The following is a 25,853-nucleotide window of genomic DNA, read 5'->3' as shown; positions in this document are numbered from 1 at the left end:
GCAGACGGCCCCGCCCGGGGCTGCGTGAGTGCTGTCAGATGGTGCGGCTGCGCCCGATGGCCAGGGATTCCAGCAACTCTTCGGTGAGGCGCTCCTGGCTGGTCCAGATCGCTTTCTGGGCGCCCTGGGTGACGAGCTGGGACAGGGCCCGCAGATACCCCTTGGTACGGCGGTGCAGGTATTCGTGCAGGTTGGTCAGGTCGTCGGACTGGTGGTGGTGCAGGCGCAGGTTCTTGTCGAACTCGCGCACTATCTTCGTGAACAGTGTGTGGCCCTCCGTGTCGTAGCCGATCCGGCTGGTGCGCAGCCCGGCATAGTCGCCCCAGATCTGCTCGCTGTCCTCCAGCGCGGTTTCGCGGTCGCGGGTCAGCGGATCGACGATGGAACGGGCTGCCCGCCCGGCGAAGACGAAGGTGACGCCGGTGCTTTCGCTGATCTCCTCCAGATAGGTGAAGGTCTCCTCTGCGTCGGCGCCAGCCCGCAGTTGCTCGATGCCGTCGACGAGGACCAGCAGGGTGGAACTGGCGCGCATCACATGGCAGATGGAGCGGGTGGGATCGGTGCCGCCGTCGTGCTTGAGTCCGAGGAAGGCGGCGAAGGCGGCCGGCCAGTTCCTGCGTCCGCCGCGGGCCTGGGGAGGCACCCGCAGCGCGATCACCGGAATGCGGTTCTCGTCCGGCTCGTACAGGCGGGCGATCTTGTTCTCGTAGTAGCGGCCGATGTACTGCAGGATCTCGGTCTTGCCGGTGCCCCGGGGGCCATCGATGATTACGCCGGTCTTGCCGTGGGTGCGTTCCCGGTTGGACAGCAGGTGTTCGTGGACGACGACCAGGGCGCGGCTGATGGCCGGGGTGCGGACGGTCGGCATCAGTGCGTGATACCGCAACCGCAGGTCATTGTCGGCCGCCTTGGCGCCGGGCGGAGGGCTGTCGGCCAGGTCCGGCGGGGTGCGCTCCAGCGCGGCGAACGTGCGCCAGTTGGTCAGCGTGTTGAGCCACACAGGCCGGGGCGTGGCAAACACCGGCGTGGCAGAGGGGGAGGGTGAGTCGACCAGCAGACGGATGTCGTCGTCCTGGATGTCCGGCGGCTGCATCATGTCAGGGCTCCTGCGAAGGGTCGGTTTCGGCGGGCAGGTCCAGCAGGGAACGCGCGGCGGCATCAAGGCCGTCGTCCAGATCCCCGAGCTCCGCAAGCGCAAGAGTGCTGCCTGCGCCGTCATGGCTGTCATCGCCGGGCGCGGGGCCGGACATCTCGGCAGCAGGAGTGGGGGAGGCGTACAGGCTCGGCTCGTCGAGCTCCAGCATCGTCAGTGGTCCCAGCGCATCCAGGTCCAGCGCGAGCGCGTCGGCGAAGGGATCGAAGGCGCCCTCGCCCGCCTGCACCGGAGTGAATCCGTAGGGTGTGCTCCCCAGCCCTGATCCGTCCACCGGCACGGGCCCGTACCCGTCGGGCACATGCACCACGCCGGGCTCGTCCGGGCCGCGTCCGGCCCGCTCCAGCAGATCGGCCAGCACCTCGGCGATGGCATCGTCGTCGCCGTGCCGGCCGCCGCGCGCCACGTGCTCGGCCGTGGCCGTCTCCCACAGATACTGCGTCCAGGGAGCACCGATCACATGCTGGTGCTTGAACACGGCGGTGATCCACTCACCGCTGCGGTGGTCACGCAGCCACACCTGCTCCGGCGTGTAGGGGTTGTAGCGCAGCTCCCACCCGTTCTTCTTCTTGCCTTTCAGACCGGACGGGGTGTTGCGGACCTCCCCGAGTTCTCCCTTGTAGTTGTCGTAGGTGCGGTTCTTGAACCGGATGCCCTCATCGCCCACGCCGACCCAGGCGGTGGGCAGCAACTGCAGATAGTCCGCGAAGCCCAGCGGGATCGGCAGGTAGCCGGCCGCCTGCACGCTGGCCGCATACATCTGGTTCGGTGTCAGCGGCGGCAGGTTCGGCTCGTAGGGGCTGCGCAGTTCCTCGTGCGGCCGCGTCTGCCAGCCGACCGCGATCCACTCCTGCAGCAGATCGTCCAGCTCCTGCAGCGTCCACAGCCGGTCGGGATCAACCTCCTTGCCGCGGCGGCTGATGTCCCGCCCGGTGTAGGAGTTGACGTGCTGGCTGAACAGCGACTTGATCGATGCGAAGGTCCGCTCGACGATCGCCTTGTCGGTCGGGGTCCGCTTGCGGGCCGGACGAACGGAGATGCCGAGGTAGGAGCAGGCGTCGAAGAAGGTCTGTCCGGCGAAGACGGTGCCGTGGTCGATGACGATCGTCTCCGGCATGATCACGGGCCGGGCGGCGGCGTGTTCCATCCGCGCGTCGACTTCCAGCAACTCTTCGTACGGCAGGTCCGAGCGGGCTGCGGAGGCCGCCGGGTCGAAGCCGGGCCGCATCGGGGACGGCGTCATGCACAGGGCCAGCAGCAGGGACGCGTCCACGGCCTTGGTGGCCCGGCCCACGCTGGTGCCGGTGCTGAGCAGGGCCCGCGTCTGCTGCCGGGTCCTGCGCCGGCTTGAAGTCTTGGGCCGCAGGACGGCGGCGATGACGCTGCGCGTGTGGACATCGATGGCCGCCGTCAGCTCCACGTGTGTGGGCTGCCCGTCGTCGCCCAGCATTTTGACATCCAGTGCCGTGGAGTCGATCTGGACCAGTTCGCCCGGTGCGGTGGCGGTGGTCACCCCGAACGGCGGCGCGGGACGGTTGAGGCGGTCCTGGCGGCGCCGGGTGGGATCCCGCAACTGCATCGCGTCGATGCCCAGCCGTTTCAGCAGCACATACAAGGTAGGGTCGGCCGGCACCTTCACCGCAGGCCCCTTAACAGCCCCGGCTGCGCGCCGCAGATCCTTGAACAGGGTGCGCGCGTCGGTGGCAGCCTTCTCCCTTGCCTGGCGCTCATGCAAAGCCAGCAGCAGGTCCACCACCCGCGTATCGGTGCGCCCGTGCATCGTGGCTGGGCGGGTGCGCCGCTTGTCGACCAGCCCCCAGATGTCGTCTTCCTTGAAGGCCAGCCGTTTGCGCTGGACCGTTTTCCACGACACCTTCCAGCCCAGCACGGCACTCAGTTCGGCGGCCTTGCGCTGGTAGCGCTCGACCAGGGTGAACCGGTCGGGGTCGTAGCCCTCGCGCGGCCTGCTGCCGTCGGGGACATCGGGCAGCAGGCCGGTGTCGACCTCGATGACGTGCCGCCGCCAGATCCGCGCCTCCCGGGCGCAGTCGGAACTGACGCCCTCCAGCATGGACCAGTTCGGCAACGGGTCGGCCGACACAGGCAGGCCCGCCTCGTCCAGCACAGCGAAGTCTGCGGCGGCGGCCAGGAACTGAATCACTACGGTGATCGGGGGCGCGGCGCTGCCGTGAGCGGGCGCCAGATGCACCGTCGTGCCCACCAGCGCCGACACGGTGTAGTGGTTGCCCATCCACCGCACCCGGTCACCGGGGGCCAGAATGCCGCGCGGGGCCAGCCCCGTCACCTGCGGCCGCGCCCGCAACACCTCGCTCATGCCGCGTCCCTCTCCAGGGGGCGGCGCATCGCCGACGGCATCCGGCCCGACGCCCTGATCACGCTGTCCGGCCCCATCGCCCGGTTCCACTCCATGCTCAGCTCCTGCCGCCACAGCAGGTGATACAGGCGCGGCAGCGTCGACAGCCGCGGAAGCCCGGTGGCCCGCACGCCCTCCTCCAGCGCGCGCGGCGTGCGGAACGCGGCCTTCAACGCCTGCTCGACCTCCCGGTCGCCGTACCGGGGATGCCGGCAACGCGAGACCCATCGCAGATTCGCCAACGCCATCGGTTCCGGAATCCGCGGCATGCCCAGCTCCCAGCCCGCTTCCTCACAGGCCTGGCGCAGTATCTGCTGCTGGCGCTGCCACCGCGGGCTTGGCCCGCTCGCCGGAGGACAGGCCACGACCACAGTCGCTCCCTGGTCCGTGCGCACGAAGAAGTCCGGCACGACACTGCGTTCCCGGCCCCGCGCACGCCACTTGATCTTCGCCGGCCAGGCGGCGAACTCCGTTACTGACGGGTTGAAATCCAGCAGCATGGCCATCGCCAGCACGTTCATCGACCGGCAGCCCACGTGTCTGCCGGTCGTCGCCGCCCACCACCAGGTAGCGATACTCCGCTGTGAAGGATGCCGGGCAGGCCTCCACACCTCCCCCCGGCCGCTCAGGGGAACAGAACCCGCCCGGGCGGCAGGGACCGTGATGCTCCTGCTGCCGTCCTCGATCCGGTGGACGACCTCCAATGTGACAGCCACCGTGTCCCCGCTCTCTTATCCCGAGCCCCGCGCACCGTCCGCAGACCGCCGCCAGCGAATAGGCCAATGGCCCCTGCTAGTAAGGGAGTTGACTCTAATGGAGAGCGGGCGTCACATGATCCGTAATCCGCCATCCAGGCCCCGGCCCGCCAGCGACGGACGCGGCTGTTCAACCTCAACGCACGTGACAATCCGCAGCAGGCAGGGTGTTTTTCCGTGAGGATGCGCTCCGCTGGCGGCGTCTTTGTCCTGGATGGATGCCGGTCGTCCGGCGTGCCGCGAGGACCGAACCGCTCCCGGCAGAGCAGATTCCGGTGATGGCGAGAATCCGATGGCGCGGCAGACGAGCCTGGCAGATTCGGCGTGTGCGAGAAGACCACGGTGACGAAGCCGAACTCCTGGCGCGGGTGGATGGGCTCCTCGCTGACCTCTCGGCCCAGCGCATACCCCTGCCCCCGCCCAGCGAACGGACACGGCTGCGCAAGGCCGCCGGCCTGTCCGCAGCGCAGACAGCCGATGTCCTCGGCTGCCCGGCCGAGGACATCACGGCCTGGGAAGCCCGCACCCGTGAGCCCATCGGCATACATCGTGCGGCCTACGCGCGCCTCCTTGAGGGCCTCAAGGCCCTGGAGAGGCCCGAGCCCAACCAGCCGCCCGCTCGGCCCACGCCTGCCGCACCGCCTGCGACGGCAGCCGACCAGCCTGAACAGCCGACGCTGTTTCCCGCCACCGACCACATGCCGTCCTCACCACGCAGCAAGACCGCATCTGCGCAGCCGGTTATCCCCACAGGTCCCCTGGCCGTCATCGACCACACCGACACCCTGGTCGCCCACTTCACCAACGGCTCCCAACTGCGGCTTGAGGCCGACGACCTTGTCTCCCTTCTGCAGTGGACGCTGCGTAGCGGCCTGAGCGGGGACAAGGTGACCAAGCAAGGCCTCGACAGGGACTGCGACCCACTCATCGTGTTGACACCAGCGGCCAGCGCAGCCCTGCACCTGCCCGTCGCCCTGGACGACCGCGCGCGCCTGCGTCTTGCCGACTCCCACCCGGTCATCGCCCAGCTCCGGCAGGCAGGCTTCAGCCTCACCCGACGCGGGTTCGGCCCCTGGCCCAGCGTCTTTCGGCCCGTCAGGAACAATAAGCGCGCCTCCGTGCAACTGGCCGTCACCGCCTGGGGAGCGCTGTCCCAGGACGGCTGGAACCTTCCGCCGCTGCCGCCCGCCGATTTGGCCCGCGTGCTGGGTGCCTACACCGACCGGCTGCTGACCCCCCGCGGCTCCACCGCCGTGTGCGGCGTGGAACTCATGACCGCCCTGCGGCCGCCGACCAGACCACGCCGCGCTCCGGGCGGCGGGGGCGAGCCCAACCCCCGTGGCCTGCACACAGTCCTGGAACCCGCACCGCCAGAAGCCCCCGATGCCCATCCGCTCGCCCGGGGCCGCCTGCCCGAGCAGGCCATGGAGGAGGAAGCCTGGGACTGGAGCCGCCCACCCAGCCAGCAGGAGACAGCCGAATTCCCGCACGTCGTCGGACTCGATACCAACCTCGCCTTCGCAGCCGCCTCCTCCGGCCTGCCCGTCGGCCTCAACTCCCCGCCCCGCCACGCCCTCGCGCCCGCCTTCGACGACAAGATTCCCGGTGCCTGGTACTGCGACCTCACCCACGCCGTACTGGACCCGCGCCTGCCCTCACCCTTCACCGCCACCGGCCAAGCCCCGACCGGACCCGCCTGGTACACCACGCCCACCCTGGCCTACGCCCAAGAACTCGGCGTGGACGTCCAGCCGATCGAGGCCTATCTGCGCGACGACACCGGCCCCTACCTCACCTCCTGGTACGAACGGATCCGTGACGCCTACCTCGCCACCATGGCCGACCTCGGCGTGCACGTGAAAATCCCCCAGGCCGACTACCTCGCCGCCATGAAGACACTCGCCACGGCCGACGCCGCCCTGCTCGGACTGCTCGCGGCCATCAAAGCCACCGCCAAAGGCGGCCTCGGCAAACTCCGTGAAGGGCCACGTGACATCACCGCCCCCTACACACGCTGGCCCGCCCTGGACAAACCCACCTGGCGCCCCGACATCCGCGCCGCCGTCGTCTCCCGCGCCCGCGTCACCCTGCACCGCAAAATGCGCAAAATGGCCGAGGGGACGGGCCGCTACCCGCTCGCAGTTCTTTCCGACTGCGCGCTCTACCCGGCCCATGCGCCCACCGCCCTCGACGTCGTCCCCCCAGGACCCGAGCAGCAAGGCGTGCCCGGACTCCTGCGCCTGGGCGTCAACCCCGGCTACGCCAAGGAAGAAGGAACCCAGTCCATGAGCTGGTACCAGCAGCAGTACGACCAGGGCATCAACCCGGCCCGCTACGTCAAAGAACCCGTCTGAGCGGCGGCCACCCCTGTCACCGGACGGGACACACGTGCAATTTCAGCGTCACAGCGGCACGCTCGTCATCGGTGACCCCAGCCGCCACGGAAGACACGACGCCTGCTCCAACGGCCCGCCCGAGGGAACCACCCGATGCGGCTCCATCAACGCAAGCGGCACACTGCGCGCCGCCGCCCGCCCCTCCTGCCGCGCCAGCCGCTCGGCCACCGGCACCGTGTTGCGGTGCGCCATCAGCCACGCCTCCAACGCCCGATGACCGCCCTCGGCCATCTCCCCGGCCATGCCCAGGCGTTCACCGACCCACGCCACCCACCGCCCCGTCGTCCACCCGGCCGGGCCCCCGGCAAAGCTGCGCCCCACCGCCCGCTGCCGCTCCCGCACCGCCATCGCCTCCGCCACGATCACCGCCTCCGGATACACCACCAGCGGCACCGCCCACAACGCCGACCGGTCCACCCCCAACACGTCCTGCCGCCCGCGCCACACCCCGCGCGCACCCATCTGCCGACACTGCCACCAGTAGACGGCCACCTGCTGCGCATCCGCCATCAACGCCCGCGCATACAAGCCCGTCCTGCGCTGAAGCCGCACCCTGCGCACATGCGCGTCCACCACATCCGGCAACTGGGACAGCCCCACCTGGAAACGGCCCTCGGCCGTTCCCGTCCACCGGCCATGCCGCGTGCAGACCGCCCACCGCTCACCGCTGACGCGCCACACCGGCCGCTCACTGTGCCCCGCCACACACAACGCGCAGGCCTGCACCGGCGCCTGATCGAGCGGCCACGCCTCGATCTGCACCTGACGACGCGCCCGCGCACTGATACGGCCGCCCGCCCACGACGGCAACGCCCGCTCCAACTGCCCCACCGAGCGCCCGCTGACCTGCGCAAGACACTGCTGCGCCACCGGGCCCAGCCGCACCTCCTCGGTCTCGGGGTCCGCCCGCCCGATCGTGCGGGGTGCGCCGATGTGCTGGGCCAACTCCTCGAAAGCCATCCCGTTGCGCTCCGCCAGCCGCGACAGATACGAGGCGAGCGTCTCGCCGTGAATCGGCACCACCCGCCGCGGCAGCGCGGCCGTGGGCTCACTTATCAGCATCCGCCGATCTTTCCAGCCCCTCCACCGCAGACCACACCCGCCCGAAAGGAAGCACGCCCATGCCGCCGCCCTTGCGTCTGAGCGCGGCCACCGTCCAAGAGGCCCTCGACCGTGCCGACGCACGCCACTGGACCCGCAACCCGCCCCGTTCGCCCCGCGCCCGCCTGGCCTTTCTGCTGCGGCAAGCGGGCGGCGACCAGACCGCACTCGCCACACGCCTGGCCGTGCCGGCCCACGAACTCGACACCCTTCGCACGGTGCGCCGGCCGTCCGAGAGCGACCCCGTGCAGCAAGCCGTGGAACGGGACATCATCCGCCTGTGGCAGCCCCGCATCCGCCGACGTGCCCACACCGCCATCCTGCACAACAACGGCCAGATGATGGTCAGTTTCAGAGCCTGGCTCGGCTTCACCGCGGCAGCCGGATCCAGCGACGACCCCCGCCTGCGCTTCCTCACCCTCAGCCTGCAGGCCCCCTACATTGAACGGCTCTTTGCCGCACGACACCGCAACGCCGCCGAGGACGAGCTGCGCCGCATCCTCAGCGACGCCCTGGGCGCCTGCTACTTCCACCGCACCAGGCCCGCCGACACTGCAGAAACCGTCACCCTCGACCGCATCGACTACCTCGAGTTTTACTACTGATCGCACAGGGGCGCCCGCCCCGGGGGGACTGTAAGACGTTAGATTTACACTCCCACGACTGACTGATCGACACGCCCCGCCGTTCCCCCGTGCGGAACCGGCGGGGCACGGCATCGTCACTCCGTATGCAGGCCCTCCGGCCGCATCATCCTCCACAGTGGTGGCAGGCTCATCAGGGTGACGAGCAGGATCAGTCCTCCGGCCAGTCCCGCGTAGGGCAGGAAGACCCACCAGTCCCTGGCCGGTTTTTGCACCATGTCGAGCATCACACGGCCCAGGGCCAGGCCGCCGGCTGATGCGAGCAGAGTGCCGACGACGACCGGGACGGCCGTCTGCCACAGCACCGACCAGGCCAGCGTGGAGCGTCGGGTACCGAACGCCACGAGGACCGACAGCAAACGCCTGCGCTCCCGCAGTTGCTCGATCTGGGACACCAGCATGCTCGCGGCGATCAGGACCATCATCAGTGTGCCGCCGACCAGCAGGCCTGTCTGGACCGTCTCGTAGTCCTTGTCGCGCTGCCGGTTCTGTCGTTCCCGCACTTCGATGGCCGGATCCAGCCTGGCAGCCGTGTTGCGGACCTCATCCGGCATGTCGGCCACGCGGGGATTCGTGTGAATTCCCGCCCACGTGTGGCCTCCTGGCAGAGGACCGGCCGGGAGTGCACCTGGGGTGGCCAGGATCCCGTCGTGTCTCTCACCCATCGGGTCGGGCACGGTCAGGACCAGTGGACTGTCTGCCGGCAGCGTCCACCGCGTCTCACCGCGAGCTGTGCTGTCGGAGCCGTAGTCGTTGAGGGTGAGGGCCTTGCCGGGCCTGGCCGTCTCGTCCACGTACCGACTGCCCGCGGCATCACCAGGGTTGTGCGCGACGAATGTGTCGCCGTCGCGACACGAGGGCAGGCGTGCCACTTTCCGCAGCTGGGCGCAGTCGCCGACGGTCAGGGACGTCACCGACGGCTCGGGACCGGACACGTACGTCTCGGTGATGGCGAACGCCGCCGTCACGCCCGGCGTGCGGCGCAAGTCCTCCTCCAGCCGCGCGGTGAGGGCAGGGTTCCCGTTCGGCGACACGAGGGTGAGGTCTGGCGTCCGAGCGCCGCCACCGCTGCTGGAGGGGGTCATGAAGTCCCGTTGCATCGCGCCGAACATCAGCTGGAGGACCATCGCTCCCGCCGCGGCCACCATGATGCCGCTGACGGCGCGTGCCGCGGACCCGCTGGACAGCTGGAGACGGCGAATCGCGAGCTGCCACGGCACGGGGCCGCCCCGCAGCCGGGCCACCGCCCCCTCGACCAGCCAGGGCAGCAGTCCGGCCAGGCCGACCAGCACCAGCCCCGCCCCGGTGGCGACAGGGACCGGGCTGACTCCCTGGGACTTGGAGGTGACCTGGTCGGAGAGCAGGAGGATCGCCAGGCCACCGGCCGGCAGAACCAGTCGCCACCACAGTCGCCTTCGCCGCAGGCTGGCGTTTCGGACGACGCCGAGCGGCTCGACGGATACCGAGCGCATTGCGGAGAGTGTCACCACGACCGAGGCGAGCGGCACCGCGACAGCGACGAGTACGGCCAGCCCCAGGCTCGGGACGATGTCGCTCGGGTGGGCGCTGACGCCCCACAGCGTGAGGTAACCCGCTGCCTGACGCGCCACCAGGAAGAGCGCCGCGCCGAGAACGACCCCGACGACCGAGCCGAAGAAGGCCTCGCCCGCGGCGATCCGGGCCACCATGCGTCGATCCGCGCCGATGAGCCTCAGCGCCGCCAGCCTGCGGTCCCTGCGGTCGCCGCCGAAGCGCACCGCGGTGGCGATGAAGATGCCGACCGGTACCAGGAGCACGACGCAGATCATCACCATCAGCACGTACAGAAACGCATTGAGGGGGGCGTGGCGGGGAACGTACCCGAAGTGCGCGGCGCGTACGGCCTCGCCGTCGAGGCTGATGCGGTCGCTGCCCGCGTAGTAGTGCAGCTCGCTCGGCTCGATCAGACCCGAAGGCGCGATGGTGCCCACGATCCGGTAGTCCAGACGCTCTCTCAGCAAGGCGCCCTCCGGTGTGTCCAGCAGCCTCCTCAGTGCCGGCGAGACGACCATCTCACCGGGAGCGGGGGTCTTCGCGACGCCGGGCGGGGCAGGCGCACGCGGGCCGTCGGCGCGCAACAGCAGCCCGCCCACGCGGTCGGACCGGAAGCCGGTGTCGCCCGAGAGCCAGAGGAAGGAGGAATCCGACCGAGGTACCGAGGACGACGACATGACGTTCGAGGGCTGGCGGGCGTTGCCGCGCTCGGTGCGGACGGACAGGACGTTGGGTGCGGACGCGGCGAGCAGCAGCAACGCCACGCCGAGCGCCACCCCGGCGGCGGTGAGTGCGGTCCTTGCCCAGCCCTCGCGGCCCCCGGCCGTGGCGAAGCGTATGCCCATGCCGAGTTCACGGATCCACGCCCTTGCTCCGCCGGAACTGTCCGTGGAGCGGCTCGGTGTGCGGGAGGGAGCACCGGTGCTGTGTGCTCGGGCGTCGAGGGTCATGCGACGCGCTCCCCGTTCTGGGGCCGTCCGTTGCGTACGACGATCTCACGGTCCGACTCGGTGAGGGCGGACCGCTCGTACTCGGGCCTGGCGCCGGACTCCAAGCCGTCGGCCTCGCCAAGTCGGTTCTTCACAAGGTGTGACATCGTCGAGTAGACCTGACCGTGGGCGACGGGCCTGTCGTGGCCGAGCTTCTCGTCGAAGGCGCGCTGGAGACTGTGGCAGTGGCAGGGCTCCAGCAGCCCGAGAAGGGCTTTGCTGAGTGACATGCCTTGGGACTATACACGCGATGTATACATGTTGTGTATAGATGTGGTGTTGGCATGTGTCAGAACGGGCCCCACGCCGAGTGTTACGACAGGGACATTTACGACAAGCGCGTGCAATTCTTCAGTGTCTGATGGTGGTGGTAAGTGTGCTCGCCCCGGATGTTGTCACGCCATAGGGCAGATCCTGGCTACTCGTGTGCAAGAGCTGAGGAGGCAGGTGCCATAACAATATGAAATTTCCTGATCCACTGCCTACGGCGCCCTCCGCTTCCCTCTCGCCGCTCGACAACGTGTTAACTCGCCGCCTGCCGCCTCCTGCGTGGAGTGAGCACAGAGACGTGATGTGGCCCCCACAGTGAGCTTCTTCAGCGTTGCCGCTCCAGGGTGACGATGGCCTTGGCGATTGACGTCATGCCGTTCGGGCTGCATCGGGATCTGCGGAAGATCCGCCAGGACTTGAGGCGCGCGATGGCGCCCTCAACCGGTGCCCGTGCCGCGGCCAGGGCCCGGTTGACGGTCTTCTCGGTGAGGGTGAGTTCCACGAGGACGAAGAGCAGTGGGTGGCCCCTGTCTGAGGAGGCAGGTGGGGCCACCCGCGGCAGAATTACTTCTGCTGCGCGAGCCAGTCTGCGAACTTGGTCTCGGCGATGTGCGCGTCCGGACCTGGCAGGAGCGTGGTCTCCTGCAGCTCGGCACCCCAGTACGTGGCCTTCGGGTCAGTGACGACCTTGCGGGGGTCGTTCTTGGTGGCGAGTCCCACTCGGATGAAATCCTCGAGCTCGAAGGCCTCAGGGCCCGCGACCTCCACCACACCGTTGACCGGGGAACCGACCGCGGTGCGACCGACGGCCGCGGCCACGTCGTCGGAGACGATGGGCTGGATCTTCCCGGCGGGCAGACGCACGGTGTCGCCGTCGGTGACCCCGTCGGCGAGCCCCTTCGCGAACTCGAAGAACTGGGTGGCGTGGACGATGGAGTACGGGATCCCGGACGCCTTGATCAGTTCTTCCTGTGCCTGCTTGGCGCGGAAGTACCCGCTCCCCTGGAGGCGCTCGGTGCCGACCACGGACAGCGCCACATGGTGCTTGACGCCAGCCTCGGCCTCCGCCTTGAGGAGGTTGGTCGTGGAGGTGCGGAAGAACTCCATGACGGCCTCGTCCTCGAACGAGGGGGAGTTCGACACGTCGACCACGACCGATGCGTCCTCCAGAACATCGGCCAGTCCCTCGCCCGTCAGCGTGTTGACCCCGGTATTGGGCGCGGCCGCGACCGCCTCGTGCCCGTGCTCGCCCAGCTTGCTGACCAGCTTCGAACCGATGAGCCCGGTGCCGCCGATCACTACGACCTTCATAACGGATTCCTCTCGGGGATTTCCTCGGAAACTTCGGTCTGTACGAGAAGAGACCGGCCAGTGGCCCTCCTTGTGACACCTGGTTCGCGGAATCTGCCTATTCGGCGAGTTCCCCTTCGGCCGAAGCCTCTTCCATCAGAGGGAAATCCCGTCCGGGGGCACTGAGCTTGATCCTTAACGTCTAGTTTGGTCTCGTTCGTAGAGGGTGCTCGGGCGTTTGAGTCCGCGCAGGCGGCGGTCATCGGCTGAACAGTTCGAAGACGACGGCCGGGTGACCGTCGAACCGCGCACTGTGCGCACTGGTGCTGTCGGTCAGGAATCGACGTACGTACGTCTCGGGATCCTCGTCGGTCAATGCCGCGATGTACGTGCGATGCCGCAGCAGCGACTGCACCGCCTGCTGAAGGCCCCGGTCCGCCCGCACGGCGTGGGTGGGATCCGGCGTATTGGCGACGGCCACCCAGCGGACGCCGTTCCAGGGCCGCAGCCCCTGCGCCGCCAGTTCCGGGAAGATCCAGCGGTTGCCGGCATCCGCGGCTGCGTCGAGGACGGCGCGCCCCACGGCTGCGTGATCAGGGGTGTTCCAGGCACCCCGACCCCAGGTCGTGTGGTGGTTGAGGGTGATCACCAACTCGGGCCGGTGACGGCGGATGGCGGCGGCGATATCGCGACGCAGGGAGATGCCGTACTCGATCACGCCGTCCCGGTGGCCGAGGAACTCCACCTCGGAGACACCGACGGCCGCGGCGCTGGCCCGCTGCTCCTCCTCCCGCAGTGGTCCGGCTTCGGCCGGTGCCAGGTTGTCGATGCCGGCCTCGCCGCGAGTCGCGAGGACATAGGCGATCTCGCGGCCGTCCCGGACCCAGGACGCGACAGCAGCCGAGCATCCGTACTCAAGATCGTCAGGATGGGCCACCACGGCAAGGGCACGCTGCCAGTCGTCCGGCATCGGCTGCAGTGGTGTGAGACGGGAGTCGGTCACAGTACCTGCTTTCATGAATTGTTCCCGTGATGGTGTGGATGAGAAAACCGCGGTGCGAGGGGCGGCTCCATCAGCCATCCATGGGCTTGCCAATGCGGTCGGTGAGAGACCTCTGTGGTTTCTCGCAATGTCGTGAAGGCCAATACGGACCCGATCCCCAAAATCGCTGCGCACAGCGGCATCGCCCGGCTGAATGACGCGTCGAAGGCCGCGCCCGAGCGATATGCGTCCGGTCCCATGCCGACGAGCAGCGGCAGCGCCGCCACGGCGACCAGCCCGGAGGCACGGGCCGCCGCGTTGTTGATGCCGCTCGCGAGCCCGGCGTTCTCGCTGTCCACGGACGACAGGAGCGTCACGGTCAGCGGAGCGACCATGACGACCATTCCGGCCCCTATGACAAGCAGGGCAGGGAAAATGTCCACAAGATACGATGTACCGCTATTGACGCGAAGCATCATCAGCATTCCCACCCCAGACATGAGCGGGCCCACGGTGAGAGGAAGACGTGGACCGAGGCGTCGGGCGAGCTCGCCCGAGTGGGACGAAAAGATGAGCATGAGCACGGTATTCGGCAGCATGGCGGCGCCGGCTTCGAGCGCCGAATACCCGACGACTATCTGCAGCTGTAGAGCGGTCAGGAAGAAGAATCCACCCAGACCCGCATAGACGCAGAGAGTGATGAGGTTGACCGAAGTGAACTGGCGGGAGGCGAAAATGGACAACGGCATCATCGGATCGGGGCGACACCGTTCGACGAGAACGAACGCGACGCCCGCCGTCATGCTGCCGACCGCCGTGACGACGACCATGAGGCTTCCGTTCCGGGCCTCGGTCAGCGCGTACGTCGCCAGAGCGAGCGTGAGAGCCCCGAGGACAGCCCCGGGGACGTCGAAGCCGTGCCGTCGGCGTGCGGTGCCCCCCGCCGCGGTGCTCTGACGGGCAGCGCCGACAGATTCCGGTACGTGGCGCAATGCGATGGGGATGCAGGCCAAAGCCAGCGGAACGTTCAGCAGGAAGGTCCAGCGCCAGCCAGGGCCGTCCACGAGCCAGCCTCCCAGGAAGGGGCCGAGTGCGGCGCCGATGCCGCCGAAGCCTGACCACAGGCCGACCGCGCGGGGCCGGTCGTCCGGATGGAACGACGCCTCGATGAGCGCCAGCGAGCCCGGCGTGAGAAGGGCCCCGCCGACGCCCTGCAGGGCGCGCGAGGCGATCAACGTGCCGGTGTTGGGAGCCAGACCACAAAGGATCGAAGCTACGGCGAACCACACGACTCCCAGGACGAAGATCCGGCGCCGTCCGAACCGGTCACCCAGGGCTCCTCCCAGCAGGATCAGGCCTGCCAGGGTCAGCATGTAGGCGTTCACGGTCCACTGAAGGACTGCCAGGTCAGCGGAGAAGTCCTCACCTATGTGGGGGAGCGCGACGTTGGTGACCGTCGAACCCAGGAGCACCATGCTCGACCCGAGGACTGTGGTCATCAGGATCCACTTGCCGCGGGCGCTCGCGATGCGTGCAGTGGGCTGTCCGTTGGAAGAGGCAGAAGAGATATCCATGTTGAATCCTCGACATCACCAGTCAGACCCAGTTGCGGGCGGCCTGCTCCTGGCGCAGGAGCCTGACGTCACGGACCGCGGCTGCGAAGGCTTCGGGGTGTTCCTGCGGCAGGTTGTGACCGGCATCCTTCACCTGGCGGTGCAACCGGGGGCCGGTGAAATGGTGTGCCGAGGACGTACCGTCCGTCGCCGGGAAGTTCCCGTCGGCCAGACCGTCGAGGGTGACGGCAGGCACGGTGATCTCGGGCTGCTGGGCGAGGATGGATTCGATTTTCTCGTACTCGCTGAAACCGGGGGCGAAACCGAGCCGGTGGCGGTAGGAGTGGATGACGAGGTCGACGTAGTCGGGGTTCTGGAAGGACTCGGCGGCTCGGTCCAGGACCTCGTCACCGAAATGCCACTTGGGGGAGTTCCGTGTCCAGATGACGCGGGCGACGGCCTTGGCGTTGGCGGCAAGCCCGGCCCGCCCGCGCTCGGTGAGGAAGTAGTAGAAGTACCAGAACCCGGCCTCCAGTTCAGGAGCGATGGGGTTCATCGCCGCAGTGATGTCCTGGATGAGGTAGCTGTTGACCGAGACCAGGCCGAGACAGCGCTCGGGCCATACGGCTGCGGCGATGCAGGCGGCCCGGCCTCCCCAGTCGTATCCGGCCACATAGGCATTCTCGATGCCCAGAGCGTCCATGAGGGCGATGACATCGGCACCTAGGGCGGCCTGTTGACCTGCGCGGGGAGTCGCCTCGGAGAGGAACGTCGTGGGACCGTGCCCCCGGAGACAGGGAACGATGACCCGGAAGCCTACTTCGGCCAGCAGCGGAGCCACTTCCACGTAACTGTGGATGTCGTAGGGAAACCCGTGCAGGAGCAACACGGTGTCGCCGTTCCGTGGCCCTGTTTCGTAGTAGGCGACGTCCAGGACATCGGCTCGGACATGCTGCAGGGGAGAGAGCGCGCGGCGTTCCATCCGTTCCATCATGAGTTCCTCTGAGATCCGGTGCGTATACGGGTGGCTGCGGGTCGGCAACGGTGTGCGGGAAACCGGCCCGATAGCGGGTAGCAGTGGGCAACAGGCGTTCTGCACACGGTGGCGCAAGTGGCAACGAGGCCTGTCCTCGGAGCTTTGCGCGGTTGGGCCGGTCGGTTGGAGTGCCCTGGCCCAGGCCGACCGGGTCATGGTGCCAGCAGGTGCTGACGGTGCTGGCGAGTGACTGAAACAGTGTGTGGTAGGCAAGACCGAGGAGCAGCCCTTGATGTGACAGTGAGGCCGTGCTCATCTGATGGGCATTCAGGTCGGCTGGGCGGGGCGTCGACGCCCGAGCACGCAAGACGTCGTCACGTACGTGGCGTACCTGACGACGCCTTACGGTGACGGCCGGTGGCTGTCCCTGGGTCTCGACCCGGTCGGTCTGCGCCCAGCGGGTGGGGAACGCCGAGGCGGTCGGTGCGCTGGTAGGTGTGGGCGCCGAAGTAGTCGCGCTGTCCCTGAATGAGTGCAGGTCGCAGGCGCTCGGCACGCAAGGTGTTGTATGAGGCCGGCGCTGCGGCGAAGGCCGGGACGGGGATAACTCGACGCGCCGTGAAGGTGATGGTTTCCCGCCGGGGCAAACCTGGACGTGGGCGATTTCCTCGGCGAAGTCCTTCTCGGCGAACAGGCTGGTCATATCCGGGTCGGCCGAGTGGGTGGCGCGGATGCGGTCGAGGGAGGAAGGTGGCGCGGATGATGCAGCCGTCGCGCCAGATACTGGCTACGGCGGCGAGGTAGACCTTCCAGTTGTGCTCGGCAGCTGCACTCTGGCCGATGACGCCGACATGCGCGACTGTTTGCAAGGAGGGGGCACCCCTGGTGTGCCGAGCGGCACCGCCTCGCACCCCAGGAGGCCCCCGATGGCCTGCCGCCTGGGACCGCCCGCTCGCGGCGGCCGAACATCCGGCGCAGTCAGATGAGTTCGAGTCCTCCGTCGACCGTGAGCACCTGACCGGTGACGTGCGTCCCCCGCGGATCGGCGATACGCAGGATCCAGTCCGCGACCTCGCGGGGATCGCCGAGGCGGCCCGTGGGAATACGCTCGCGCTCGAAGGTGTACATCTCGTCGACGGTGTGATCGGGAAGGCCCGCCGCGGCCAGGACGTCCGTCTTGGTGGGGCCGGGGGCGACGGCGTTCACCCGGATCCCCTCCGGCGCCAGTTCGAGTGCCCAGCTCCGGGTGAGCTGCTCCATAGCGCTCTTGGTGGCCGCATAGTGCGCTCCGCCGGGCATCGGCCGGTGGCCGTACGTGCTCGACACGTTGACGATGGACCCCGAGGACTTCCGTAGGTGGGGCAGGGCCGCATGGGCCAGCAGACTCGGCGCCGTCACATTGAGCTCGAACAGGTTGGTGATCACTGAGCGGTCTGTCTCCGCCAGGGGCATCACGGCGGTGACGCCGGCGTTGTTCACCAGCAGGTCGAGTCGGCCCCACCGCTCCACGGCCGCGGTGACGACCGTTGCCGCGGCGCCCTCCGCGCAGATGTCGAGCGGCAGGATCTCGATGTTGGAGTGCGCGCGAGCCGTCTGCTCCAGAGCCTCCTTTCGGCGCCCCACGCCGAGGACACGTGCCCCCGCCTCGGCCAGGGCGACCGTTGTGGCATGACCGATGCCTGATCCCGCTCCCGTGACGATAGCGACACGGTCCGAGAAGTGCAGGGTTGCTGAGCTGGGCATTGGCTTCCTCGATTTGTTGTTCGATGTTCGTTGGACATCGAACAATCTAGCAGACGTTGCATGGTGCCATATCAATGGAGCAACACACCGTTGGTCGATCGAAGCGTTGCTGGGCAGGGGGACGAGCCGCGAACGGCCGCGTGTGACACAGTGGTTTTCGGATGCGTCGCGAACGCCGGGTGTCATGGATACTGAAGGGGCCGATCGGCGCCGGAGTCCGCTGCCTGTCGGAGGTCGGGGTGGGGCGCGGAGACGGACCGTACGTATCTGGCCGAGGCAGGTGCCTCTCGTCAGCCGAACTGGCCGGGCTGGTAGCCGCCGACGGGCTGCTGGGTGATCACGTTGATGCGGTTGTAGGTGTTGATGATGGCGATCAGGGACACCAGGGCGGCCCGCTCGACGTCGGTGAAGACCGTGGCCTCGCGCCAGGCGGCGACCAGGTTGAGCCGCAGCGGGATCTCACCGGCGGCGGTGGCGTCCTTGATGTGCATGTCGGTGCAGAAGCCGCAGCCGTTGATCTGGCTGGCGCGGCTCTTACCAGCTCCTGCGTCGCGGCCGGCAGGCCTGAGTCCGAAACGACCTTGCCCGCCGAATTGATGTGCTTCAGGACCTTGCTCGCGAGGGGATCGCCGAAGAAGTTGAGACGCGGATCCATGGCCTTCTCCTAACCGATAGCCGAGTTGCGGATACGCACCACTGGCAACGTAGCCAGGGGGAATGTGACACAAGGAGGGGCGTGGGCCTGCGCCGGACAGGGTCCCACGGCGCGGTTACCGACCGTTGGGTTCCGAGACTGATGCGTTCGCCCGGTATCGAACAAGCGGTAACCTGGCCGCCATGCCGGACCACTCGTCATCATCCACCCACAGTGAGATCACCTTGCCGCGCGTACTGGGAGCGCTCAGTGACCCGACGCGGCTTGGTATCGTCCGAGTGCTGTCCGACGGCAACGAACGCGGATGGGGCGAACTGCGCGCCCCCATCGCCAAGTCCACCCTCAGCCATCACCTCAAGGTGCTGCGTGAGGCGGGCGTCACGCAGACCCGGCAGGAGGGCACCCGGTGCTTCGTGACACTGCGCCGCGGGAGCCTCGACGCCCGGTTCCCCGGGCTGCTGCCGGCTCTGCTGTCCGCGGCCGTCTCCGACCATGTCGGCGAACACGTGACCGAAGGTAATGAGAAGGAGTGACCAGATCGCACACCCCGTAGCGAGCGGAGGGGTTCCGGACGCCGAAACCTCCGTCCCGAGGACGGGGGATGCGCCGCCACTTCAGTGTCGGCTCCGAACAGGAGACGTTGATGAAGGACACCGTGATCATCGGCGAAGGTTCGCCGGCGTGTGGAGCGCGGCGGGGGCGGTGAGAGCCGCGCATGTGGCCGGGAGCACCGGTGGCGAGGTGCGGGTGATGCTGGTCAGCGGCGACGACCTCGTGATTCGCCCGCGTTTGTACGCGGACGCACCGGCGGAGTTGCGAGTGCCCTGAGACTGTCCTCGGTCCGATCGACGTACGCCGTGTTGTGGCGACCGTCACCGGGATCGACACCAGGCGCACACTGTCCGTGCTGCCGGACGAGACGTACACGCAGTGCCCGGCCTTGCTGCCCAGCACGTCGAGCGCTCCACGAACGAACCCTGGCTGCCATGACACCTCGACGACGCCGGGCGTAGACGCACTGGACGTAGTCGGCGAAACCCTGCCAGGGGTCCGGGGCGTTCGAGCAGGCGAGGCTCTTCCAGCTCGGGTATCCGGAGGTACTCCCAGCCGATGCCCGGCCCGCCTGAGTGAGCGATGCACACGGGGCCCGAACCGGCGACGTGGTAGCGCTGTTCGATGTGGGCGAGACCGTGGGGGACGGTGAGCGCATGAGTGCCGGGGGAAAGCGGCGAGGACTGATACGAGTGCTTCACGTCGTCCGATGATCCGTGCGCGGTGGCTGGGCTCCAAGAGAATTTGTCACTGTTGATGACACTGTTATGGATCGCATCACTTCCCGGAACCAACAGTGTCATTGAGCGTGTCAAAGTGCGGTAGGGTGAATACAGTGTTTCAGACGTCGAGGCACACTCCACGAAGACGTTGGGAACGCTGTCGCACCCGCTGCACAGAACCGGGCGGGTGCCGTGGCCCGGACGCCTTCGATCCCCCGCGAAACGGCGTCCGGGGCTATGGCCTGGCCTTTCGCTCTGTCGCTCAGGGCTGCTGGGCACGGTAGAGGCCCCGGCCGGTGCGCTGGACCCGGGACGTGCCGACGAGACGGTCGAGCGTGCTGCGGATGGCGTTGATGCTCCCGCTGTCGGTGGCGCGGCCCAGCGCTGTTGCCACGTCGCGGGCGCGCACATCAGCGTCACCGACCTGTGAAAGGTAGTCGAGGGTCTGTTCGGTCAGCTTGCCGTACGTGCGATCCGCGTCGTTCTTCGAGCGGGAGGTGTCCTTCGAACGAGAAGCCCGCTTCCCGGCTTTCGTCGCGCCCGGGCGGCCGCGAGGCCGCCCGGGCGTCGGCAGAGGAACCGACAGGAGCTGCACGGCCCGTGCCCGAGCCCGCCTTTGTCCGTGTCGACGGCGGCGCAGAGCGCCGGTTCGGGTCGACGGTTTCCGCTGCGGGCGCCGTGTCCGCCGGGCCTGTCATCACGCTTTCCAGGGCGTGCACGGCTCGGCGCACGGTTTCGAGATGGTCGGCGACGGCGGCAAGTTCTCTCTCCAGCGACCGTTTCTGCAACTCCAGGCGGTCAAGATCCCCTTGGAGGCTTTCAGCGGTGCTCTCGATGGTGCGTGCCGTGCGCGATGCCGAAACCATTTTTCCCTCTCACCCTCGACTCACGTGCCGCGCCCCCGTCCAGCTGCGATGCGCCGGAACGATGCGTTCGGATCTCGGCCGGCGCTGTGATGAAGATGCAGTAATGGATGGTGAAGAACTTGTACACCGATTGTTGCCACTGTCATGGCAAAGCGCAACGGGCGCGTGCGTCATCGGCGGATCAACCGTCTTGTGCGCCGCGTTCGACGGCCGCAGCGGGGCCGCGGTTCCAGGAACGCAGCTTGTCCGGGTTGAGAACGGCCCACACGTGGGTGACCAGATGCCGGGCGATGCCGAAGCTGATGACGGCGGCGACCTGGTCGCGGTGGCGCACGACGATCGCGGTGCGGCCGTTGGCCGGACGCAGGTGCAGGGTGATGTGAGGGCGCGGGGCGAGGAGGGTCAGCAGGGCGCGGCCCACGTGCCGGCTGCCGTGCACTGGTCGGGGGAGGGCGCGGACCTTGCCGCCACCGTCGAAGAACGCGCTGACGTCGGGGGCGAGCAGGGAGTCCAGACGCGCGGCGTCGAGAGTGGCGCAGGCCCCCCGGACGGCATGGACGATCCGGTCGTGCTGTGGGGGCGTCGTGGCACGTACCCGGGGCCCGCGCAGGCTGTGGCGGGCGTAATCGGCGAGTTCGGCGCTTGCGTCGGCCGGCTGTCCCACGATCGTGACCGTTTGCGGCGGCACGGCGAAGACGTCGTCGAGGACGAACACGGCCCGTTCGGCCGGCGACAGCGTGTTCAGCGCGTCGAGCAGGACGTCGCTGATCTCTTCCGTCAGCGCCCGGTCGATCTCGGTGGCGGCTTCACCCGCGACCGCGGACGAGCCTCTCTGCAGGGGCAGTCGGGCCAGGCAGATGGTGCCCGTGGTTCTGGTCAGCCAGGTGCGCGGTTCGGCGATGTTCGTCCGCTGGGCGTCGGTCAGGCCGTACCACCGCTGGTAGGCATGGGTGACGGCGTCCTCGGCCTCGGGACCGGTGCCCAGCATCCAGGAGGCGACGTCCAGCAGGTGCCGCCGTTCGTCGAGCAGATCAGCGATCGGCACTGTGTCACCGGTGTGCCCCATGAGGCGTCCTTTCCTCCTGCACCCTGCCACGCCCCACCACCGCGTGGCCGTAGCGTTCTTTGCAGAGCAGACCGGCCAGACGGGGATCATGTGACATCGGCCTGGGCCTACGGGGAGAGCCCCGCCCGTACTTCAGCAATCGATGTGCGGTCCTGCGGACCGCTGGAGGGCGGCACCGCAAAAACACGGTGTGACAAGATGTGAAACCTCTTCCACCCGGGAGGCGCAGTCCGTCTCTTGAAGAAGGAATCACTCATGCCTGCCATCCTGATCCACGGCGTGCCTGACACCCATCACGTATGGGACGGTGTGCGACAGCACCTGACCAGGACCGACGTGGAAGCCTGGGACCTGCCCGGGTTCGGCGCCGCGCGCCCGAACGGTTTCGGCTCCTCCAAGGAGGAGTACGTCGACTGGCTGATCCGACGACTGGAACGGGTCGGTGAGCCGGTGGACCTGGTCGGTCACGACTGGGGCTGCATTCTCACCCTCCGCGTCGCCTATCTGCGCCCCGATCTGGTCCGCACCTGGGCCGGAGGCAACGGGCCGGTCAACTCCGGCTACGTGTGGCACCCGTTGGCCAAGATCTGGCAGGACCAGGTCGAGGGCAACCGCTTCATGCGCGAACTGCGTGCGGAGCCGTTCGCCGAGGACCTGGCGGCCGGCTTCGACGTACCCATCGGGCCGGCCAAGGACATGGCGAGCCGCGTGGACGAGCCGATGAAGGACTCCATCCTCAAGCTGTACCGCTCCGCGGTCACCATGGGAGCGGAGTGGGAACCGGGACTGTCTGCCGTATCGGCGCCCTGTCTGGTCTTCTGGGGAGCACTCGACCCCGCGTGCCAGATCGAGTTCGGGCGCAAGCTCGGCGCCTCCCTGCACGCCTCCGAGGTGGTCGAGATGGACTGCAACCACTGGCCGCCGCTCCAGCGACCCGCAGAGGTCGCCGAGATCCTGGAAGGTCACTGGAGCGCGCACGCCGGCGCCTGACGACCGCTGAGGCGATCACACCTCCCTGTGGCTGGTGGCTGGTGGCTCGCGGTTTGCGGCGGGGATTGGCGTTCCGTCTGATCCCCGTCCTCGTCGTGCCCATCGGCCGCCGCACGCGGCGACGGCGCCAGGAGTTCCGATTTCGTTGATCGGAGCCTGGCCCAAATGCCACTGTGTCGACTGCGCCCGTCTGATTCGTTCAACATGAGACAGTGTGAATGCCGGGGCTTTCTTACCCCGGAGACCGCAACTCCCCCTGGCACAGGCCCCTCATGGCCGATCACCGCCCGCCCCTGGCGGGAACCGCCCCCGGCGGGACGAAGCCGCGCCTCGTGACGAAGACATCGTTCGGCTCGTTCAACGGCGGGATTTGACATGACAGACAAATCGCGTATTCATCCTTCTCGCCAGGTCTGGTTCCACAACCCGCACGGCAGGGACACCGTTCCGGCGTCCGACGCGACCGTCGTCGGCTCCGCGGGCATCGAACCGGTGGATGTCTACGGCACCAGCTACCCGGATCCCGCCGAGAACCCGGCGGGACTGTCGCCGTCGACCCAGGCGCCCCTGAGCATGTACACCGTGCCGACGGGCCAGGCCTACGTCACGACGGCGCCTCCCCGGCTGACCACCGACCACTTCCCGGCGTCCGCCACCAAGGTCGCCTTCGGTGGCAAGAGGATGTACACCATCCAGTACGGCCACCGCACGTCCCTGGTCTACGAAGTGGACATGAGGGTGAAGAAGCGCCCGCACACGGCGCGTTGACACCTGGAGCCCGCGCGAGCCAAGCCACGAACGGTAGTCGGCTGCGATCCGGCCACCATGTCACACCGAGTGCCGACGATCGGTCTACAAGGTGAAGACCGAGAGGAACAGAGGACACCGTGCGTGAGATCTTGATCGTGGGCGGCGGCTACGCGGGTTTCTACACCGCTTGGGGCCTGGAGAAGAAGCTGCGGCGGGGTGAGGCGCGCGTCACCGTCGTCGACCCCCGTCCGTACATGACGTACCAGCCGTTCCTGCCCGAAGTCGTGGCCGGCTCGGTGGAGGCGCGGCACGCCGCGGTCTCGCTCCGACGGCACCTGCACCGGACGCGTCTGATCGCGGGCTCGGTGACGGAGATCCGCCACGGCGCGCGCACGGTCACGGTCCGCCCGGAATCCGCGCTGCCCTTCGACCTGCACTACGACGTGCTGGTGGTGACGGCGGGGGCGGTCACACGGACCTTCCCGATCCCGGGGCTGAGCGATCAGGCGTACGGACTGAAGCATGTCGAGGAGGCGGTCGCGATCCGCGACCGCCTCCTCACCTCGTTCGACCGCGCGGCCGGCCTGCCGCGCGGGCCCGAACGCAGCAAGCTGCTCACCGTCACCGTCGTCGGTGGCGGATTCTCCGGAGTGGAGGGGTTCGGTGAACTGCTGGCACTGGCGACCGCGTTGCTCAAGCAGTATCCGGAGATCGACGCGGACGAACCGGCCTTCCACCTGGTCGAGGCGCGGGACCGCATCCTGCCTGAGGTCACCGACCAGCCGGGTGCCTGGGTGGTGCGTTCACTGGAGAAGCGGGGGGCGCGGGTGCACCTGAACACCCAGCTCGTCTCGGCCGAGGACGGACGCGTGCGGCTGTCGGACGGCACCGAGTACGACTCGGGTCTGCTGGTGTGGACGGCCGGCAACGCCGCCAACCCGATCGTGCACAACCACACTGACCTTCCCGTCGACGAGCGCGGACTGCTCACCGTACGGGCGGATCTGCGGGTCACCACGGACACCGAGGTGGTGCCCGACGTCTGGGCGGCAGGTGACGATGCCTCGGTGCCTGATCTCGCAGCCGGCCGACCGGGCGCCCGCACCGTGCCCAACGCCCAGCACGCCGTCCGGCAGGGCAAGCGTCTGGCCAAGAACGTCCTGGCGTCCCTGCGCGACCGACCGGCCAAGGACTATGTGCACCGCAGTCTGGGCGTGGTGGCCACGCTCGGGCTCGGCCGTGGCATCTTCCAGTACCGGGGCCTGGTCATCAAGGGGTTCCCAGCGTGGCTGATGCACCGTGGGTATCACGTCCTGGCCATACCGAGCTGGGAACGCAAGGCTCGTGTGTTCGCCGTGTGGGCCACTGCTGTTCTCTACGGCCGCGACATCGTCTCGCTCGTCTCGGTGCAGCACCCGAGGGAGGCCTTCGTCTCCCACGGCGAACCGCGCCGGAGTGAGGAGCCCGCGGAGCCCGGAGGCCGGATCAGCGCTTGACGGCGCGGTAGAGCCCGCGGCCGACCCGCTGGACGCGCGAGGCGCCGACCAGACGGTCGAGTGTGCTGCGGACGGCGTTGATGCTGCCGCTGTCGGTGTCGCGTCCCAGAGCGGACGCGACGTCGCGGGCGCGGATTTCGGCGTCTCCGGCCTCCGCGAAGTAGGCCAGGATCTGTTCCGTGAGCTTGCCGTACGTCTTACCGGCGTCGTCGCCGTCGTCGCTCCGGCCGGCCTTGGCCGGGGGCTCGTCGGCCGGAGCGGCAGATGCCGTGGCTCGCGCGGGCTTCGGCTTCGCCGGAGACGGCGCGTCCACGGGACCGGAGGGCGTGGCGGCCGGGCCGGCGCTGGGCATGAGGGCCTGAAGGGCGTCGAGTGCCCGCTGCACGGAACCGAGGTGGGCGGTGACCGCGGCCAGTTCCCGCTCCAGCGCCTGCTTCTGGACCTCCAGCCGGGCCAGGTCCTCCTGGAGACTCTCGGCAGTGCTCTCGATGTTGTGCGCCGTCGGGGTCACGGAGACCATGGGTTCCTCTCGTCCTCAACCCTTTGTCCTGGCGGGACCGCTCGATGTCCTGGCCCGCCACCCGGCGCGGCACCGGGGGGATGCTGCCGAACATCATATGCAGCGGCCCCGCCGGTACGAGAACAGAGTGGGCAGGCCCACGGAGAACACACTGTTTCTCGCGGAGGCGGGGTGCCGGCCCGGCTGATCGGCGCGATCCGCCCGCACGGGCCGTCAGGGACGGCCCGTGCGGGCGGGGGCGAGCCCCGTGTCGCTCCCTTCGTCCGCCGGCGCCTCGGTGTCGCCGGATCCGGCCACGGACCGCGCCAGCCGTCTGATCTCCTCGGACACCGCGTGGATCTGGGCGTCCACCTCGTCGATGGCCTCCCGGAGCACACCCAGCCGTCCCTCGAGGACGGCGGCCTCCGCGGCCAGCGAGACGGTGACGGCGGCGGGATCGGTCCGGCGCTCAGCGCTTCGAGTCATCCGCGCGTCCCT

At 68.6% G+C, this 25,853-nt stretch carries 21 protein-coding genes and 3 pseudogenes; 6 read left to right on the top strand and 18 right to left on the bottom strand.

Annotation, left to right across the window (positions count from 1 at the left end; genetic code table 11):
* Window positions 1-34 precede the first annotated feature (34 nt).
* From ACN20J_RS00420 to ACN20J_RS00410, 3 genes are read right to left on the bottom strand one after another with little or no spacing between them, the layout of a single operon-like run.
* Entirely contained in the window at window positions 35-1,096 is a 1,062-nt protein-coding gene (locus tag ACN20J_RS00420) for an AAA family ATPase (RefSeq protein WP_419664764.1), read from the bottom strand.
* A gap of 1 nt (window position 1,097) precedes the next feature.
* Window positions 1,098-3,488 carry an integrase gene (locus tag ACN20J_RS00415; protein ID WP_419664763.1) on the bottom strand — a complete coding sequence of 797 codons (2,391 nt, stop codon included), beginning with the start codon at window positions 3,486-3,488 and terminating at the stop codon, window positions 1,098-1,100.
* Window positions 3,485-4,138 carry a TnsA-like heteromeric transposase endonuclease subunit gene (locus tag ACN20J_RS00410; protein WP_406490547.1) on the bottom strand — a complete coding sequence of 218 codons (654 nt, stop codon included), beginning with the start codon at window positions 4,136-4,138 and terminating at the stop codon, window positions 3,485-3,487. Before ACN20J_RS00410 ends, ACN20J_RS00415 begins: the two co-directional genes overlap by 4 nt.
* 470 nt (window positions 4,139-4,608) lie before the next feature.
* Here ACN20J_RS00410 and tap point away from each other — a divergent pair, with 470 nt between their 5' ends.
* Window positions 4,609-6,636, top strand: coding sequence for a telomere-associated protein Tap (gene tap / locus ACN20J_RS00405; RefSeq protein WP_419664762.1), 2,028 nt, complete (start codon window positions 4,609-4,611; stop codon window positions 6,634-6,636).
* 48 nt (window positions 6,637-6,684) lie between these two features.
* On the opposite strand, the gene ACN20J_RS00400 is transcribed toward tap, so the two are convergent.
* A complete protein-coding gene (locus ACN20J_RS00400; protein ID WP_419664761.1) occupies window positions 6,685-7,740 on the bottom strand; it encodes a TniQ family protein in 1,056 nt (351 codons plus the stop codon).
* A 59-nt stretch (window positions 7,741-7,799) separates the two neighbouring features.
* Here ACN20J_RS00400 and tpg point away from each other — a divergent pair, with 59 nt between their 5' ends.
* Entirely contained in the window at window positions 7,800-8,384 is a 585-nt protein-coding gene (tpg, locus tag ACN20J_RS00395) for a telomere-protecting terminal protein Tpg (RefSeq protein WP_419664760.1), read from the top strand.
* Window positions 8,385-8,500: 116 nt separating this feature from the next.
* Here the strand turns inward: tpg and ACN20J_RS00390 are convergent, their stop codons facing one another.
* From ACN20J_RS00390 to ACN20J_RS00345, 10 genes and pseudogenes are all read right to left on the bottom strand, one after another.
* Window positions 8,501-10,906 (bottom strand): FtsX-like permease family protein, encoded by a 2,406-nt coding sequence (locus tag ACN20J_RS00390; RefSeq protein ID WP_419664759.1) that lies wholly within the window; start codon window positions 10,904-10,906, stop codon window positions 8,501-8,503.
* A 53-nt stretch (window positions 10,907-10,959) separates the two neighbouring features.
* Window positions 10,960-11,175: pseudogene (locus tag ACN20J_RS00385) on the bottom strand (PadR family transcriptional regulator); the annotation flags it as partial.
* 365 nt (window positions 11,176-11,540) lie between these two features.
* Window positions 11,541-11,720, bottom strand: a pseudogene (locus ACN20J_RS00380) (transposase family protein); the annotation flags it as partial.
* A 59-nt stretch (window positions 11,721-11,779) separates the two neighbouring features.
* Window positions 11,780-12,526, bottom strand: coding sequence for an SDR family oxidoreductase (locus tag ACN20J_RS00375; RefSeq protein ID WP_419664758.1), 747 nt, complete (start codon window positions 12,524-12,526; stop codon window positions 11,780-11,782).
* Between the two features lie 238 nt (window positions 12,527-12,764).
* Complete coding sequence (locus tag ACN20J_RS00370) at window positions 12,765-13,523, bottom strand: PIG-L deacetylase family protein (RefSeq protein ID WP_406485873.1); 759 nt, start codon at window positions 13,521-13,523, stop codon at window positions 12,765-12,767.
* On the bottom strand, window positions 13,520-15,061 hold the full coding sequence (locus ACN20J_RS00365) for an MFS transporter (RefSeq protein WP_419664757.1): 1,542 nt from the start codon (window positions 15,059-15,061) through the stop codon (window positions 13,520-13,522). Before ACN20J_RS00365 ends, ACN20J_RS00370 begins: the two co-directional genes overlap by 4 nt.
* A 22-nt stretch (window positions 15,062-15,083) precedes the next feature.
* Window positions 15,084-16,022: an alpha/beta fold hydrolase gene (locus ACN20J_RS00360; protein ID WP_419664756.1), complete on the bottom strand. Its 939-nt coding sequence runs from the start codon at window positions 16,020-16,022 to the stop codon at window positions 15,084-15,086.
* Window positions 16,023-16,390: 368 nt separating this feature from the next.
* Window positions 16,391-16,927, bottom strand: a complete 537-nt coding sequence (locus ACN20J_RS00355) for a hypothetical protein (RefSeq protein WP_419664755.1) — start codon at window positions 16,925-16,927, stop codon at window positions 16,391-16,393.
* 67 nt (window positions 16,928-16,994) lie between these two features.
* The gene (locus ACN20J_RS00350) at window positions 16,995-17,759 is read right to left on the bottom strand and encodes an SDR family NAD(P)-dependent oxidoreductase (protein WP_419664754.1); all 765 of its coding nucleotides are present in this window, start codon (window positions 17,757-17,759) and stop codon (window positions 16,995-16,997) included.
* A 290-nt stretch (window positions 17,760-18,049) separates the two neighbouring features.
* Window positions 18,050-18,414, bottom strand: a pseudogene (locus ACN20J_RS00345) (carboxymuconolactone decarboxylase family protein).
* Between the two features lie 182 nt (window positions 18,415-18,596).
* Here ACN20J_RS00345 and ACN20J_RS00340 point away from each other — a divergent pair.
* Window positions 18,597-18,947: an ArsR/SmtB family transcription factor gene (locus tag ACN20J_RS00340; RefSeq protein WP_406485868.1), complete on the top strand. Its 351-nt coding sequence runs from the start codon at window positions 18,597-18,599 to the stop codon at window positions 18,945-18,947.
* Window positions 18,948-19,950: 1,003 nt separating this feature from the next.
* On the opposite strand, the gene ACN20J_RS00335 is transcribed toward ACN20J_RS00340, so the two are convergent.
* Both ACN20J_RS00335 and ACN20J_RS00330 read right to left on the bottom strand, forming a co-directional pair.
* Window positions 19,951-20,283: a hypothetical protein gene (locus ACN20J_RS00335; RefSeq protein ID WP_419664753.1), complete on the bottom strand. Its 333-nt coding sequence runs from the start codon at window positions 20,281-20,283 to the stop codon at window positions 19,951-19,953.
* A gap of 452 nt (window positions 20,284-20,735) precedes the next feature.
* Window positions 20,736-21,620 carry an RNA polymerase subunit sigma gene (locus ACN20J_RS00330; RefSeq protein WP_419664752.1) on the bottom strand — a complete coding sequence of 295 codons (885 nt, stop codon included), beginning with the start codon at window positions 21,618-21,620 and terminating at the stop codon, window positions 20,736-20,738.
* A gap of 255 nt (window positions 21,621-21,875) precedes the next feature.
* Here ACN20J_RS00330 and ACN20J_RS00325 point away from each other — a divergent pair, with 255 nt between their 5' ends.
* The 3 genes from ACN20J_RS00325 (at window position 21,876) to ACN20J_RS00315 (ending at window position 24,856) form a co-directional block, all read left to right on the top strand.
* On the top strand, window positions 21,876-22,610 hold the full coding sequence (locus tag ACN20J_RS00325) for an alpha/beta fold hydrolase (protein WP_406485865.1): 735 nt from the start codon (window positions 21,876-21,878) through the stop codon (window positions 22,608-22,610).
* A gap of 375 nt (window positions 22,611-22,985) precedes the next feature.
* Window positions 22,986-23,378 carry a hypothetical protein gene (locus ACN20J_RS00320; RefSeq protein ID WP_419664751.1) on the top strand — a complete coding sequence of 131 codons (393 nt, stop codon included), beginning with the start codon at window positions 22,986-22,988 and terminating at the stop codon, window positions 23,376-23,378.
* Between the two features lie 119 nt (window positions 23,379-23,497).
* A complete protein-coding gene (locus ACN20J_RS00315; RefSeq protein WP_419664750.1) occupies window positions 23,498-24,856 on the top strand; it encodes an NAD(P)/FAD-dependent oxidoreductase in 1,359 nt (452 codons plus the stop codon).
* On the opposite strand, the gene ACN20J_RS00310 is transcribed toward ACN20J_RS00315, so the two are convergent.
* Together ACN20J_RS00310 and ACN20J_RS00305 are read right to left on the bottom strand one after the other, a co-directional pair.
* Complete coding sequence (locus ACN20J_RS00310; RefSeq protein WP_406485862.1) at window positions 24,846-25,376, bottom strand: hypothetical protein; 531 nt, start codon at window positions 25,374-25,376, stop codon at window positions 24,846-24,848. The genes ACN20J_RS00315 and ACN20J_RS00310 overlap by 11 nt on opposite strands.
* Window positions 25,377-25,589: 213 nt before the next feature.
* Window positions 25,590-25,841, bottom strand: a complete 252-nt coding sequence (locus tag ACN20J_RS00305) for a hypothetical protein (protein ID WP_419664749.1) — start codon at window positions 25,839-25,841, stop codon at window positions 25,590-25,592.
* Window positions 25,842-25,853 lie beyond the last annotated feature (12 nt).

Origin of the sequence: Streptomyces sp. 2-1, assembly GCF_048564895.1 — a bacterium.
GTDB lineage: Bacteria > Actinomycetota > Actinomycetes > Streptomycetales > Streptomycetaceae > Streptomyces > Streptomyces phaeochromogenes.
This window is presented reverse-complemented; position numbering and strand designations above follow the sequence as displayed.

Bases quoted from the DNA above. Each gene is read 5' to 3' on its own strand.
- ACN20J_RS00340 (WP_406485868.1), top strand. From the start codon at position 18,597: ATGCCGGACCACTCGTCATCATCCACCCACAGTGAGATCACCTTGCCG.
- ACN20J_RS00365 (WP_419664757.1), bottom strand. From the start codon at position 15,061: ATGGATATCTCTTCTGCCTCTTCCAACGGACAGCCCACTGCACGCATC.
- ACN20J_RS00360 (WP_419664756.1), bottom strand. From the start codon at position 16,022: ATGGAACGCCGCGCGCTCTCTCCCCTGCAGCATGTCCGAGCCGATGTC.
- tpg (WP_419664760.1), top strand. From the start codon at position 7,800: ATGCCGCCGCCCTTGCGTCTGAGCGCGGCCACCGTCCAAGAGGCCCTC.
- ACN20J_RS00325 (WP_406485865.1), top strand. From the start codon at position 21,876: ATGCCTGCCATCCTGATCCACGGCGTGCCTGACACCCATCACGTATGG.
- ACN20J_RS00390 (WP_419664759.1), bottom strand. From the start codon at position 10,906: ATGACCCTCGACGCCCGAGCACACAGCACCGGTGCTCCCTCCCGCACA.
- ACN20J_RS00420 (WP_419664764.1), bottom strand. From the start codon at position 1,096: ATGATGCAGCCGCCGGACATCCAGGACGACGACATCCGTCTGCTGGTC.
- ACN20J_RS00400 (WP_419664761.1), bottom strand. From the start codon at position 7,740: ATGCTGATAAGTGAGCCCACGGCCGCGCTGCCGCGGCGGGTGGTGCCG.
- ACN20J_RS00375 (WP_419664758.1), bottom strand. From the start codon at position 12,526: ATGAAGGTCGTAGTGATCGGCGGCACCGGGCTCATCGGTTCGAAGCTG.
- ACN20J_RS00305 (WP_419664749.1), bottom strand. From the start codon at position 25,841: ATGACTCGAAGCGCTGAGCGCCGGACCGATCCCGCCGCCGTCACCGTC.
- ACN20J_RS00330 (WP_419664752.1), bottom strand. From the start codon at position 21,620: ATGGGGCACACCGGTGACACAGTGCCGATCGCTGATCTGCTCGACGAA.
- ACN20J_RS00320 (WP_419664751.1), top strand. From the start codon at position 22,986: ATGACAGACAAATCGCGTATTCATCCTTCTCGCCAGGTCTGGTTCCAC.
- ACN20J_RS00310 (WP_406485862.1), bottom strand. From the start codon at position 25,376: ATGGTCTCCGTGACCCCGACGGCGCACAACATCGAGAGCACTGCCGAG.
- ACN20J_RS00415 (WP_419664763.1), bottom strand. From the start codon at position 3,488: ATGAGCGAGGTGTTGCGGGCGCGGCCGCAGGTGACGGGGCTGGCCCCG.
- ACN20J_RS00370 (WP_406485873.1), bottom strand. From the start codon at position 13,523: ATGAAAGCAGGTACTGTGACCGACTCCCGTCTCACACCACTGCAGCCG.
- ACN20J_RS00350 (WP_419664754.1), bottom strand. From the start codon at position 17,759: ATGCCCAGCTCAGCAACCCTGCACTTCTCGGACCGTGTCGCTATCGTC.